General features: G+C 57.3%; 16 protein-coding genes and 3 pseudogenes. 9 read left to right on the top strand and 10 right to left on the bottom strand.

The annotated features are described in order from the left end of the window. Window positions 1-35: 35 nt before the first annotated feature. Complete coding sequence (gene azoR / locus OKF39_RS11720; RefSeq protein WP_479982933.1) at window positions 36-641, top strand: FMN-dependent NADH-azoreductase; 606 nt, start codon at window positions 36-38, stop codon at window positions 639-641. An 89-nt stretch (window positions 642-730) separates the two neighbouring features. Next, the gene (locus tag OKF39_RS11715) at window positions 731-1417 is read left to right on the top strand and encodes an RluA family pseudouridine synthase (protein ID WP_048998490.1); all 687 of its coding nucleotides are present in this window, start codon (window positions 731-733) and stop codon (window positions 1415-1417) included. Window positions 1418-1424: 7 nt separating this feature from the next. On the opposite strand, the gene OKF39_RS11710 is transcribed toward OKF39_RS11715, so the two are convergent. Continuing rightward, window positions 1425-1964: a DUF2058 domain-containing protein gene (locus OKF39_RS11710; RefSeq protein ID WP_049137897.1), complete on the bottom strand. Its 540-nt coding sequence runs from the start codon at window positions 1962-1964 to the stop codon at window positions 1425-1427. Between the two features lie 276 nt (window positions 1965-2240). Between OKF39_RS11710 and OKF39_RS11705 the strand changes: the two are divergent. The 5 genes and pseudogenes from OKF39_RS11705 to OKF39_RS11685 all read left to right on the top strand — a co-directional run. Then, window positions 2241-2486 (top strand): annotated as a pseudogene (locus tag OKF39_RS11705) (DUF6883 domain-containing protein); the annotation flags it as partial. 10 nt (window positions 2487-2496) lie between these two features. Continuing rightward, window positions 2497-2721: pseudogene (locus OKF39_RS11700) on the top strand (DUF4926 domain-containing protein); the annotation flags it as partial. An 18-nt stretch (window positions 2722-2739) separates the two neighbouring features. Further along, window positions 2740-2838: pseudogene (locus OKF39_RS11695) on the top strand (type VI secretion system tube protein Hcp); the annotation flags it as partial. 196 nt (window positions 2839-3034) lie between these two features. Further along, window positions 3035-4009, top strand: coding sequence for a DUF1852 domain-containing protein (locus tag OKF39_RS11690; protein ID WP_479982932.1), 975 nt, complete (start codon window positions 3035-3037; stop codon window positions 4007-4009). 23 nt (window positions 4010-4032) lie between these two features. Further along, on the top strand, window positions 4033-5061 hold the full coding sequence (locus tag OKF39_RS11685; RefSeq protein ID WP_479982931.1) for a methionine synthase: 1029 nt from the start codon (window positions 4033-4035) through the stop codon (window positions 5059-5061). Window positions 5062-5066: 5 nt separating this feature from the next. Here the strand turns inward: OKF39_RS11685 and OKF39_RS11680 are convergent, their stop codons facing one another. Beyond that, entirely contained in the window at window positions 5067-5999 is a 933-nt protein-coding gene (locus OKF39_RS11680; RefSeq protein WP_193030566.1) for a LysR family transcriptional regulator, read from the bottom strand. A 95-nt stretch (window positions 6000-6094) separates the two neighbouring features. Between OKF39_RS11680 and OKF39_RS11675 the strand changes: the two genes are divergently transcribed. Together OKF39_RS11675 and OKF39_RS11670 are read left to right on the top strand one after the other, a co-directional pair. Further along, the gene (locus OKF39_RS11675) at window positions 6095-6529 is read left to right on the top strand and encodes a DMT family transporter (protein ID WP_028013065.1); all 435 of its coding nucleotides are present in this window, start codon (window positions 6095-6097) and stop codon (window positions 6527-6529) included. A 4-nt stretch (window positions 6530-6533) separates the two neighbouring features. Continuing rightward, window positions 6534-6992 carry a DMT family transporter gene (locus OKF39_RS11670; protein WP_028013064.1) on the top strand — a complete coding sequence of 153 codons (459 nt, stop codon included), beginning with the start codon at window positions 6534-6536 and terminating at the stop codon, window positions 6990-6992. Here the strand turns inward: OKF39_RS11670 and OKF39_RS11665 are convergent. The 8 genes from OKF39_RS11665 to OKF39_RS11630 are packed head-to-tail and all read right to left on the bottom strand — an operon-like array spanning window position 6989 to window position 12869. Beyond that, window positions 6989-7522, bottom strand: coding sequence for a DUF3833 domain-containing protein (locus tag OKF39_RS11665; RefSeq protein ID WP_028013063.1), 534 nt, complete (start codon window positions 7520-7522; stop codon window positions 6989-6991). The genes OKF39_RS11670 and OKF39_RS11665 overlap by 4 nt on opposite strands. Continuing rightward, on the bottom strand, window positions 7519-8043 hold the full coding sequence (locus OKF39_RS11660; RefSeq protein ID WP_045630382.1) for a hypothetical protein: 525 nt from the start codon (window positions 8041-8043) through the stop codon (window positions 7519-7521). The genes OKF39_RS11665 and OKF39_RS11660 overlap by 4 nt, the downstream gene beginning before the upstream one ends. Continuing rightward, window positions 8040-8525: a DUF2878 domain-containing protein gene (locus tag OKF39_RS11655; protein ID WP_028013061.1), complete on the bottom strand. Its 486-nt coding sequence runs from the start codon at window positions 8523-8525 to the stop codon at window positions 8040-8042. Before OKF39_RS11655 ends, OKF39_RS11660 begins: the two co-directional genes overlap by 4 nt. Next, entirely contained in the window at window positions 8522-9742 is a 1221-nt protein-coding gene (locus OKF39_RS11650; protein WP_479982930.1) for a class I SAM-dependent methyltransferase, read from the bottom strand. The genes OKF39_RS11655 and OKF39_RS11650 overlap by 4 nt, the downstream gene beginning before the upstream one ends. Beyond that, a complete protein-coding gene (locus tag OKF39_RS11645; protein ID WP_048956418.1) occupies window positions 9739-10461 on the bottom strand; it encodes a DUF1365 domain-containing protein in 723 nt (240 codons plus the stop codon). Before OKF39_RS11645 ends, OKF39_RS11650 begins: the two co-directional genes overlap by 4 nt. A gap of 1 nt (window position 10462) precedes the next feature. Then, window positions 10463-11722 (bottom strand): NAD(P)/FAD-dependent oxidoreductase, encoded by a 1260-nt coding sequence (locus OKF39_RS11640; protein WP_479982929.1) that lies wholly within the window; start codon window positions 11720-11722, stop codon window positions 10463-10465. After that, window positions 11719-12438 carry an SDR family NAD(P)-dependent oxidoreductase gene (locus OKF39_RS11635; RefSeq protein ID WP_224066579.1) on the bottom strand — a complete coding sequence of 240 codons (720 nt, stop codon included), beginning with the start codon at window positions 12436-12438 and terminating at the stop codon, window positions 11719-11721. The genes OKF39_RS11640 and OKF39_RS11635 overlap by 4 nt, the downstream gene beginning before the upstream one ends. Continuing rightward, on the bottom strand, window positions 12435-12869 hold the full coding sequence (locus tag OKF39_RS11630) for a nuclear transport factor 2 family protein (RefSeq protein WP_041910128.1): 435 nt from the start codon (window positions 12867-12869) through the stop codon (window positions 12435-12437). The genes OKF39_RS11635 and OKF39_RS11630 overlap by 4 nt, the downstream gene beginning before the upstream one ends. Window positions 12870-13042 lie beyond the last annotated feature (173 nt).

Raw genomic sequence — 13042 nt, 5'->3', positions numbered from 1 at the left:
CCCCCTTCAATCAAATGCAACAACAGGAATCACCCATGAGCAAAGTATTAGTTTTGAAATCCAGTATTCTGGCAGGGTACTCTCAGTCTGGTCAGCTGTCTGATTACTTCGTTGAACAGTGGCGTAAACAGCATTCTGCAGACGAAATCACCGTGCGTGACCTGGCAGCAAACCCCATTCCTGTGCTGGACGGCGAGCTGGTTGGCGCGCTGCGCCCAAGCGATGCGCCACTGTCCCCGCGTCAGCAGGAAGCCCTGGCCCTGTCCGACGAGCTGATTGCTGAGCTGCAGGCGCACGACGTTATCGTCATCAACGCCCCAATGTACAACTTCAACATTCCTACCCAGCTGAAGAACTACTTCGACCTGGTGGCGCGCGCTGGCGTAACCTTCCGCTACACCGAGAACGGCCCGGAAGGTCTGGTAAAAGGCAAGCGTGCGATCGTCCTGACCAGCCGTGGCGGTATCCATAAAGATACCCCAACTGACCTGGTTGCGCCGTACCTGAGCCTGTTCCTCGGCTTCATCGGCATCACTGACGTGAACTTCGTGTTCGCGGAAGGCATCGCTTACGGTCCGGAAGTGGCGACCAAAGCGCAGACCGACGCGAAAGCCGCCATCGACAGCCTGGTAGCCGCGTAAGATTTCCCCCTCTCACCGCCCGGTGGGAGGGTTTTTCTTTTCCCCGCATTTCGCTATCATCCGCTCCCACTCTCCAGCCGGGCGGCCTGATGTCTGCGATTATTGATTCTTTTATTGCCCCACCGTGTCACGACGACATTGAGATCCTCTGGCAGGATGAACATCTGCTGCTGATTAATAAGCCTTCTGGCCTGCTCAGCCTCTCGGGCAAAAACCCGCAAAACCTCGATTCTGTCCATTATCGTCTGGTGCAGACGTTCCCCGGCTGCACGCTGGTGCATCGTCTGGATTTCGGCACGTCCGGGCTGATGGTGGTTGCGCGCAATAAGGCCATCAACGCGGCGCTTTGCCAGCAGTTCAGCCAGCGCAGCGTGGAGAAAGTCTACAGCGCCCTGCTTTATGGACATCTGGGAAACGACGAGGGAATAATAGACGCGCCCATTGCCAAAGACCCGGCGCTGTTCCCGCTGATGTCGATCTGCGCCATCAACGGTAAACCCGCCCGTTCCCGCTATCGGGTGGTGGAACGTTTTTTTCGGGGGACAGGAGTGCCGTTAACGCGGGTGGAACTGACGCCGGAAACCGGGCGAACCCACCAGCTGCGCATCCACTGCCAACAGCTGGGGCACCCTATTCTGGGCTGCGATCTGTATGGCGGTCTTGACGCGCCGGGGGCTAAGGAAACGCCCCGGCTGATGCTGCATGCCAGCGAGCTGAATTTTATTCATCCCGTGAGCGGAGAGCCGGTTAACGCCCGCCACGCCGCCCCGTTTTGAACGCGGTTTACCACATCAAATCGTCAGGAATTTTGAAGTCCGCGTACGGATCGTCTTCGTCCTGCTCTTCCTGACTGAGCGTGCTGTTTAACACGATGCTGTCGGCATCGCGCTGGGCAATTTTATCAGCCACCACCGCCGGAATGATCGCGTATTCACAATCGCCGTTTGCATTGAGCACCAGGCGCGCAATGGCCAGACGGCCGTTGATCAGCTGGGTTTGCGTCTGCTTGTCGACCTCAATTTTTTTGATCAGATTACCGTCGGTGAAGTTAAAGGTGATGTTACCCTTCGCCACGGTGATGCGGTTCATCTCGATCAGCTGCTTCACCTGCGCTTTAAACTCTTTAGCGAGTACGGCCTGCTTCTGCTGCTCGCTCAGCAGCTTGTCACGCTCGATCTGCGCCTTCTTATTCTCTTCTACCGCTTCCCGAGCCTCACGTGCCTGAACGCGTGATTTCTTTGCCGTGCGCTGCACTTTCGCCGCTTTCTTGCTGCTGACCAGGCCCGCTTTCAGCATCTGCTCTTGTAAGGTGAGTTTTGTCATGATCGTTTCTAAACCGGTTGGAAATTTGGGGGATTATAGCGGGAATTGAGGATGGTGTACCAGAGAAGCAGATATGGCGTTTAGCTGCCTGAATCTGGTTCATTATTGATTCAACATAGACTCACGCTAACGCCTAAAAAAATGGTTAAAAATTGCCTGGTTATTTTCTTAAAAAAAATGAGCAGTTCATAAATATGATGTGGGTTGAATATCTGTGTTCGCTTCAGGCGTAGGCTGCTTATTCTTATTAAAGAATGAAAAAATATGCCCTTGAAAGAAACAAGGGTGTTTGAGTCAGCGCTGGGATACCCCCCAACTAATGCAGATGTTTTAGCAGCAAGAATTCAGGAAGGCGTATTATCGGTCCCAGCAAAAGTGTTGCAGGCCAACAATTACGGTCAAACAATGGCTGTCGATATGCCCATTTTAGGCGTCAACGGTGAAACAGCGCTCGTGCGTACAGGCTGGATGTATGAAACTGACGCGCTAGTTCCTCGCCTGACAACCCTATTCGTTAAATGAGAAAACAAAAATGAAAAGAGCCGAATTAGACGTTGTGGTTTTAGACGAGGATTTACCGGATGAAGGACTGGTAAAAGGGGCTGTTGGTACGATTGTTATGGTTTTCGATACCCCGACACTGGGCTATCTTGTCGAATTTTGCGACGAGGAAGGAAGAACAATAGCAATGCCTGCTTTGCTACCCGCTCAGCTAAAGAGTTATTTCATTCCTGGCACCCTCAAAACGCGGTTGGTTCGCCCCGAATAAAGCGTGGTTGAAAGCGTAAGCCTGCATTATGAAAAAATTACCTGGCGCATCGCCGCTGGGAACATCATGCACAGCGACGCCTGGGACGAACGTCCTACAGCATAGCCCAAAGGGGCCCGATGCCCCTTACTCTTTCACTTCCCTGCCTGAAGCAATCTGAAGTTTCCACTCAGCGTCTCCCTGTTCATGAACTTCCCTCATGTTGCATTGAAATTAAGTCACTTCCCCTGCGCCGCGGGCTCAGGCATAAATTATGCATTGGTAACTTCTTAGCAACATGAACTTAGGATGCATAACCACAATGAGCAAAGCTTTCACATATACCCTTAAGCGCAGTTGCTTCGATGAGAATTACAACCCGTCAGAAAATACGCGTACAACCACCAACTTTGCCAACCTGGCGCGTGGGGAAAAACGTCAGGAAAACCTTCGCAATACGCTGGTGATGATCAACAACCGCTTTAATGCCCTGGCGCGCTGGGATAACCCGACCGCCGATCGCTACGCGGTTGAGCTTGAAATCATCTCTGTCGATTTGAACATTGGCGCGGAAAAGCCGTTCCCGGCCATTGAGATTTTGCAGACGTATATTGTCGACAAGAAAAATAACCAGCGTATCGCAGGCATTGTCGGGAATAACTTCTCTTCTTACGTGCGGGATTATGATTTCAGCGTCCTGCTGCTGGAGCACAACAAGAACCAGCAGCACTTCAGTATTCCGGAAAGGTTTGGCGAACTGCACGGCAATATTTTCCGCCATTTTGTGAACTCGCCGGAATACAAAGAGAACTTCAGCAAGGGCCCGGTGATCTGCCTGAGCGTCTCGAGCAAAGACACCTATCGCCGCACCGGTAACCAGCACCCTGTTCTGGGTATTGAGTACGCGCCGGATGGCGAGTCGTTAACGGAACTGTACTTCGCCAAAATGGGCCTGAAGGTCCGCTACTTCATGCCTGAGAACAGCGTGGCGCCTTTCGCGTTCTTCTTTACCGGAGACTTGCTGAGCGATTACACCGATCTGGAACTGATCGGCACCATCAGCACGATGGAGACGTTCCAGAAAATCTATCGCCCGGAAATTTATAACGCGAACTCGGCGGCGGGACTGTTTTATCGCCCGGACCTGAACCAGCAGGATCATTCATTAACCAAAATTGTTTATGACCGCGAAGAGCGAAGCCGGCTGGCGATTGAACAGGGTCGATTTACCGAAGAATATTTCATTAAGCCTTATAAATACATTCTCGAGCAGTGGTCTGATAACTACACGCTTTAATTCATCAAGAAAGGTCTTTTATTATGAAAAGATTGCTCCCGACGTCTACGGCTGGCAGCCTGCCTAAGCCGACCTGGCTTGCGCAACCTGAAACGCTCTGGTCTCCGTGGAAACTGCAGGATCAGGAATTACTGGCGGGTAAACAGGATGCACTGCGCCTGTCTCTTGACGAGCAGATCCGTGCGGGAATCGATATCGTCAGCGACGGGGAACAGACCCGTCAGCACTTCGTCACCACCTTTATTGAACACCTGAGCGGCGTCGATTTTGAAAATCGCCAGACCGTGCGCATTCGTAACCGCTACGACGCCAGCGTGCCGACCGTGGTTTCTGCCGTTGCGCGTCAGAAGCCGGTATTCGTGGACGATGCAAAGTACCTACGCCAGCTCACGGACAAGCCGATCAAATGGGCCCTGCCAGGGCCAATGACCATGATCGACACCCTTTACGACGCGCATTATAAAAGCCGCGAAAAGCTGGCCTGGGAATTCGCCAAAATCCTCAACCAGGAAGCGCGTGAATTAGAAGCCGCGGGCGTGGATATTATCCAGTTCGACGAGCCGGCGTTTAACGTCTTTTTTGATGAGGTCAACGACTGGGGTATCGCCGCGCTCGAGCGCGCCATTGAGGGTCTGAAATGCGAAACCGCGGTACACATCTGCTACGGCTACGGCATCAAGGCCAATACCGACTGGAAAAAGACGCTCGGCTCAGAATGGCGCCAGTATGAAGAGGCCTTCCCTAAGCTGCAAACCTCTAACATCGACATCATCTCCCTGGAGTGCCACAACTCCCGCGTACCGATGGATCTGCTGGAGCTGATTCGCGGTAAAAAGGTGATGGTTGGGGCGATTGACGTGGCAACCAACACCGTCGAAACGCCAGAAGAAGTCGCCGACACCCTGCGTAAAGCGCTGCAGTTCGTCGACGCCGACAAGCTTTACCCCTCAACCAACTGCGGCATGGCTCCCCTCTCCCGTCAGGTGGCTAACGGTAAGCTGAAAGCGCTCAGCGCCGGCGCAGAAATTATCCGCAAGGAGCTCGGCGCGTAATTGCCTTACGTTTGCCAGTACGGCGGCGAGCCGAAAAACGCCACATAATAATCAATCACCGCCCTGACGTTCAGGGGCGGATGACGTGCGTGAGGATAGATCGCCGCAATATTCAGCGGCTCCGTATTGATAGCGCACGCCATTTCCGGCATAAGAGCGACCAGTTCCCCGCGCTGCAGCCTGTCGCCAATCAGCCAGTCCGGAAACAGGACGATCCCCATTCCACCCAGCGCGGCAGTGAGCAGCGACTCCGCATTATTGGACGTCATCAACGGCGCCACGGGATAGTGCACCCAATTCTCCCCCTTGCGTCGCACAAGCCAGCGATTAGGGCCAGACGAACCGCGATACACCAGGCATTTATGCTGGCTCAGCTCGGCCGGGTCGGCCGGTACGCCGTGTTGACGCAGATACGCGGGCGACGCGGCAAGATGGTAGCGCTGCTGCCCGAAGATGCGGGCGTGGAACGTCGAGTCCGTCAGGGTGCCGATGCGAAAAATGAGGTCGGCGGCATCCCGGTGCGGGTCGATAAAGTCATCGGTCAGCGTCAGCTCTATGGTTAACCGTGGATAACGCTCGGCCAGGCCTGCCAGGCCGGGTGCAACGTGCCTCTGTCCAAAAAATACCGGCCCGTTAATGCGTACCGTGCCGGAGGGTTCGGTCGAACGTTCATCCAGCTCCCGACGCGCCTCTTCGAAGTTATCGACCATCGCCCGGGCATAGCGGATAAAAAGATGCCCGTTTTCCGTGGGGATCACCGCCCGGGTATTGCGATAGAACAGCTGCTGGCCGAGCGCGTCTTCAAGCTGATGAATAATTCGCGACACCTGCGAGGCAGAAATTCCCTCCCGTCGCGCAACGACGGAAAAGTTCTGCGTTTCATAGACGGCAATAAACAGCAGCAGTGAGCGAAGGTTCATGCTTCCGGCATCTGACATTAATGCATTTCCTGCAAAGGTGTTTCCTGCATTATGGCATTTTTCTCACATGTCTACCGACGTAATCTTCTTCGCCTGATATTGGAGGAAGCATAATGCAGTTTGTATTGATTTTACTGGTGATTGCCGGCGGGATGGGCCTCTCCGTCGAGGCGGGTTTGCTGGGGCCGTTAGGGGGAGAAGTAGGCGATTTATGGGCCACGTTCAGCATTTTCGGGGTCGGCGCTGCGCTGACCTTTCTGCTGATGCTGTTTTTCAGCCCGCGCAACGGTCCGTCGTTTTTCGCACAGCCCGGCTGGCAGCTGCTTGGCGGCGTGCTGGGTCCTGTTTACGTTGTCATTCTGACTATCGCCACCCCCGCTATCGGCATCGCTCTGACGATGATCGGCATTCTGGCAGGTCAGGTTTTTAAAAGCCTGATCATTGACCACTTTGGCCTGCTGGGTACGCCGCACAGGAAGATAAACGCAAGACGCATCGTGGCGCTGGTTTTTATTATTGCCGCACTGGTACTGGTCGCAAAGGGGTAAACACATGACACTGATGATGATAATTCTGGCCATCTGCGGCGGGGCGACGCTGAGCATACAGGCCGCAATTAACGGACAGCTCGGCAGCAGCGTGGGCGTTTTCAAGAGCGCGTTTCTGACGTTTTCCGTCGGCGCGCTGGTGACCGCCCTGCTCATTTTCTTCTTTGAGCCTAAGCAGACGGTCACGCTGCTGGACGTGCCGAAATGGCAGCTCCTCGGGGCGATGTTCGGCGTGCCCTACATTGTGATCATGGTGCTTGCCGTGCAGCGCATCGGCACCGCCGTCGCCACGGTGGCGGTGATATTCGGCCAGCTCGCCATGAGCATGCTGATAGATAACTTTGGCTGGTTGAACAATCCCGCTATTCCGTTTTCACCGAGCCGTCTGGGCGCGGTGGTGTGCCTGGGGATTGCCCTGTACTTCATTTACTCCAGCAGCAAAACCGGCGATGTTCGCGACTAAGCTTCCGTATTCCGGGTAAAGAACAGCGTCACCGTGGCGACGGTGACGCCAAATTTCTTCATCTCGGTTTTATTGAACAGATGCGTCTCATCCTGCAGGTACATCCAGTCATCAAAGTTCAGCAGCCACGTTTTGCCGTTGGCCTTCACGTTCATGCTGTAATGCCAGTTAAAGGCGTTCCCTGCGGCCTGCCCGGTGGCAACCCCTTCAATATCACCTGCCGTCCCCTCGTAGCGGTCGTTCCCCACGCGGCGAATGTGCCATACCCGCTGCTGCTTCTCGCCGTCGTCGTAAACGAAGCGCTCGTTCAGCGTCAGCGTATCGCCGATGACGTCCCCGGCAATCTCAACGTGAAAGCGGCGGATCTGCTTGCCGCTGCGATCCTGCACCATGCCCCACGCTTCGGTTTTGCCCTGGAAGTAGTGGAAGATATCAAGCCGCGGCTGCTGCTGGCGATACTCGGACACCTCCGTACTGCAGCCGGCCAGCAGCATCGTGAATGCCAGCGCCAGCGTCAGGATTCGTTTCATTTTTTGCCTCCGATTAGCTGCTGACGCAGCTCAGGATATTGCGTGCGGGGATCGAGCCAGATGGCCAGAAAGCGGGTGCTGAACGCTTCTGACTGGCGCGGACCGAGCGGAATAAAGGATTTTTGCGCCGCCGACGCGCGGTACCAGAACTGCCCCTGCTTATCGTTGAGAACAAAAGCCAGCTGTGAACCCGGTCGGACATCCGGCCACAGGGACTGGAGCATCCTTAGCCAGGCTTCACTTTGCGGTTCCTGCGTCAGGATCCCCTGCGCCTGCCACTGGTCGCGGGTCGCCTCAACCAGTTCATCGCGATCTATGTCGCGCGCGTAGGTAATAATCAGCGCCTGATCCTGATCGTCCCGGCTGTAACGGCCATCCGGCGTGCGGAGCTGAGAGGTATAGACCGTGAACGGCCCCCAGGTCAGCGTGGCGTCGCCCACCTTGCGCCAGGCCAGCCAGTCGGCGGCCTGAGCACCAGGAACAACCAGCATGAGGCAAAACAGCAGAACCGCAGCCCTCATTTTTGTCTCCCCATCAGCAGGTGGAAAAACAGCATCAGCACCAGCCAGCCCGGCGCCATCCAGCTGACGACGATAAAGGTTGGCTCCAGAAACGTGATGGCGCCCAACCGCTCGCCAATCAGGTAGGCCACCGGGCCTCCCACGGCCGCCAGCAGGGTCAGCAGCCAGCCGGGTAACGTGGTGGTACGCGCAAGCTGCGTCCAGACCACGGCGAACATCAACCACAATGCCACCATCCATAGCGGCATCAGGGAGTCGCCCGTGAAGGCAATCAGCCCCGTCAGCGCCCAGAGCGCATCCAGCAGGCTGCCCGCCGCGGCCAGCCCAATGGCGTAAAGACGGTATGCTGACGGCAAGAGCAGGCACGCCAGGATCGCCAGCCCGAGCCAGATAATCAGGCCCTGTTCGCGAAACAGCACTACCAGCGCCCAGTAGAGATCGAACGCGACGGCCAGCAGAAAGACCTGAAGGTAGCGTCTCATACGCGCTCGGCGGTCAGCTGCACCACGCTGATAGTGCGGGCGTTAAACCCGGCTTCGCAGTAGCCGAAGTAGTACAGCCACATGCGGCGGAAGCGTTCATCAAAGCCAAGCTTTTCAATCTCCTGCCAGGCGTGGACAAAGCGCTGCCGCCAGTGGGCCAGCGTGCGGGCGTAGTCCGGTCCCATGTCGAAGAGATTGCGCACCACGAAATCGGTGTGGCGCGTCATCAGTTCGTTCATCGCCGTAATGCTCGGCAGGAAGCCGCCGGGGAAAATGTAGCGCTGGATAAAATCGACGCTTTTGCTGTAGTCGCGGTAGCGCTGGTCCTGAATGGTGATGGCCTGAATCGCCATCCGTCCACCGGGGCGCAGCCGCGCCTGACAGGTACGGAAGAACGTGGGCAGATAGCGTTGCCCGACGGCTTCAATCATCTCTATCGAGACCAGCTTGTCGTACTGCCCGGTGAGGTCGCGATAGTCGCAGAGCAGTACCTCAACCCGATCCTGCAGCCCGGCGCGGGCAATGCGCGCGGTCGCCCAGATATATTGCTCCTGCGACAGCGTGGTAGTGGTCACCCGACAGCCGTAGTGACGGGCGGCGTATTCCGCCATCGCCCCCCAGCCGGTGCCAATTTCCAGCAGGTGATCACCCGGGTTTAGCGCCAGCTGCTCGCACAGGCGAGCCATTTTGGCCTGCTGAGCCGCCGTCAGATCCTGCTCGTCCGCGGTAAACAGTGCGCTGGAGTAAAGCAGTTCCTTATCCAGAAAATGGGCATAGAAAGCGTTGCCCAGATCGTAATGGGCGGCAATATTTTCGCGGGCCTGGGCGCGAGAGTTGCGCCGCGTCCAGTGGCGCAGCCGCTCCAGCGGTCGGCCAAGCAGCCGGAACCCGTTCTCCAGACGACCAAGCACCTCGCCGTTGAGGGCCAGGATTTGCAGAAGCGGCGTAAGCTGCGCGGTCTCCCATTCGCCGTCCATCCAGGCTTCTGCGGCGGCAAGGCTACCGCCCGTTAAGACGCGCCAGTAGACGCCGGGCGTGAGGATCTGCACGTCGGCGTGCAGCGCGGAGGATGTCTCGCCAAAATGGAAGGTCTGCGCCCCTTCACGCAGGGTGAGTGAGCCGCCGCGAATGCCGCTTAACAGACGAAACAGCAGCCATCTCGCGATGCGGACGTTGCGCGGGATATCGGGTTCTAGCGCAAAGACGGGATCGGTCATGAGCGTTCACTCCTGCTGACGGGATGGTTATACAGCGGCACGCGCTTGAGCCACAGCCTCAGCGCCTGCCAGTAAATGGCGAAAACGGTTTTCAGAGTCATCAGCGGGATGCGCAGCAGCAGCGCGCGCAGCGCCGGGCGGGTCAGAGGCTCCCGGCGCAGGGCCAGCGTGGCGTCAAAGACCTTCGCTTCCTGATGATTTTCAATGTGCATATGCAACGTGTTGTCCGGGTTGTTGAAGCGCCAGTGGTAGACCATGTCCATCGGGTTGAAGGGGGAAACGTGAAACGCTTTTTCCGTGGGCCGGGCATTTTGCCCGTCGACCGCGTAATAATGGCGCTCGTTCCACGGCGTGTTGCGCACCTCCGCCAACACCCAGCGAAGCGTGTTTTCCTGGTCATAGCAGTAGTAAAAATTGACCGGATTGAAATGAAACCCGAAGTAGCGCAGCTGCGTCAGAAGCATGATCCTCCCTGCGGGACGTTCCCCGGTCAGGCTCTCCAGCCTGTTCAGCACGTTCTCTTTAAGCGGCGTGCCGAGCGGATAGTCCGCGTCATGGAACGCGGCGGCGGCAAAGCGGTTGCGCCGCACGCCGACGGACGCCAGCAGCGGCAGTTCATCAAGATCCAGCCAGGCCATAAAAACGCCGTAGCTGAATTCATGCGTTTTCGGCTGAAGGCGGCGGTGGCGCAACACGCCGTGATAGAGGCAGCTGTTCATGTCAGTTCCCCTCCCCGGCGGCTATTTCATTGACAACGTCCAGCGCGCTGCGCACGCCGTCTTCATGAAAACCGTTGTACCAGTAAGCGCCGCAGAACCAGCTCCGGTGATGACCGTTGATCTCCCCACGGCGCGCCTGCGCACGCCAGCTTTGCGGGTTAAACAGCGGATGCTCATAGACAAAGCGTTGCAGGACGAAGCGTTCATCCACCGGCTCGTCCGGGTTCAGGGTGACGCAGAACAGTGGGCTGCCCGCAGGCAGACTCTGCAGAATGTTCATGTTGTAGGTGACGCAGGCGCTGGCCTGCTCCTGCGCGCTCAGGCGGTAGTTCCAGCTGGCCCAGGCGCGCTGCCGCACCGGCAGCCAGCGCGGATCTCTGTGCAAAACAACCTCGTTGCGCTGCCAGCCGATATCGCCCAGCACTTCGCGCTCCGCGGGCGTAGGATCCTCAAGCATGGCCAGCGCCTGGGCGGAGTGGCAGGCAAATATCACCTGGTCGAAGGTGTGGCTGCCGTTTTCAAGCTGGAGCGTGACCCCGTGCGCATGGCGGCTCACCCGCAGAACAGGCGCGTTCAGGTGCAGCGTCAGGCGGTCGCCCAGTTTTTCCAGCATGGCGCGGATATACTCCCGCGAGCCGCCCGGCACCACGTACCACTGCGGACGCTGGGTGATATCCAGCAGGCCGTGGTGATGAAAGAAGCGCAGGAAGAGCGGCAGCGGGAAACGCTTCATCTCCTGCAGTGACGACGACCAGATGGCGGCCCCCATCGGCAGAATGTAGTGGCGCGCAAAAAACGGCGTGAAGCCGTGCAGGTCCAGAAACGTCTGCAGCGTGGCGTTCGGATCGATCTCGCCTTCAAGCGCCTGTTTCGCCAGGCGGTTAAAGCGGACGATGTCACCGAGCAGCCGCCAGAATGCCGGATTCACCAGGTTTCGGCGCTGGGCAAACAGCGACGTCAGCGTGTGTCCGTTGTACTCAAGCCCCGTCTCGGGGTTGTGTACTGAAAAGCTCATCTGTGTTTTTTGCCCGCTGATGCCGAGCTCGCTGAGCAGGCCCATAAAGCGCGGGTAGGTGCGGTCGTTGTAGACGATAAACCCGGTATCGATCGCGTATGTGCCCTGCGGTGTCGACACGTCAACCGTTGCGGTATGGCCGCCCGGCGTGGATCCCGCTTCAAACAGGGTCACCTGATGGTGCCCTGCCAGCCGCCAGGCGCAGGTCAGCCCGGCGATGCCGCTGCCGATAATTGCAATGTTCATGAGCGCACCATCCTGCGCAGCAGCGTGCGCTGCAAAAACGCGGGCAGCCCGGAGAGCAGCCGCAAAATAAGGCCAAACCCGGCCGGAAACGCGATATGCATTTTGCCCTTTGCCAGCCCGGTACGGATCGCCTTGACCGCTTCGTCAACGCTCACCCTGCCCGGCATGGCAAAATCGTTTTTGCGCGTCAGCGGGGTATCGACAAAGCCCGGAGAGACGACCGTCACGGCAATCCCCTTTGGCTCCCAGTCCAGACGCAGGCTGTCGGCAAACCAGCTCAGCGCCGCTTTGGACGCGCCGTAGGCCTCTGCTCGCGGGAAGGGAAGCCAGTGGGCCATCGAGCTCACCAGCACCACGCGGTTACCGGCAACCAGCTGCGGCTGCAGCGCGGCCAGGCAGTTCACTGGCCCGAGAAAATTAGTGGTCATGACCCGCTCCACTAGCGCCGCATCCACCACGCCGCCGTCGAGATATTCGCAGGTACCGGCGCAGAGAATAACCAGATCGGCGTAAACGCCGCTCAGCGCCTGGCGACAGGCGTCCCTGTCTGTCATATCGAACGGGCGAACGGCGAGATTTGGGCAGGTCTGATGTAGCGCTTCTAGCCGCGCCGGATCGCGCCCGCAGGCAATCACGTGGTAGCCGTCAGCGGCAAAGGACTTCGCCAGCCCCGCGCCGATGCCCGAGCTTGCGCCGGTAATCAGCACCGCCTTCATGATTTGACCCTCCGCTTCACGCCGCGTACCGCCCAGCCCAGCAGAGGGAGGTGTTCGTAGATCATCTCTCCTGCATCGTAGAAGTCCCGCTGACGGGTGATGAGATTGTTTTCGGTGTCCACCACCGAACATCCTGGCAGTTCAAGCGGCTCGCCCCCGGCAATGCGCGGATGCGACCAGTGCATTACCCAGGTGACAACAAACCGGTTCCCGCTGCAGAGCGGCGGATCGATGACAAAACGGCACTTCTCGACGTTTGCCAGCAGATGGGTGAAATAGCGCTGAAGCGCGAAAATACCGTTGTGCTCGCCGAACGGATCGATAAGGGTGGCATTCGAATGGTAAAGCCCGACCAGCGCGGTCGGCGGCTGGCTATCCAGTGCGGCGTAGTACTCAATAAACCGACTCACGACAGAGGGCAAAGTGCTCATGGGTCACATCCTGGCTGTAAACAACGTGGCGTAATCGCATAATTAAAACTTACACAATTAACGTTATTTGTCCAAGTTTGTGCAAATTTATTTTTTATTACCCATAAATATCAATAAATTGAAAACTCAATCATTTGACGGTTTTGTAGGCCGGGTAAGGTGTAGCCGCCACC

This window comes from Enterobacter cloacae complex sp. HYC042_NIDB (assembly GCF_056673315.1).
This window is presented reverse-complemented; position numbering and strand designations above follow the sequence as displayed.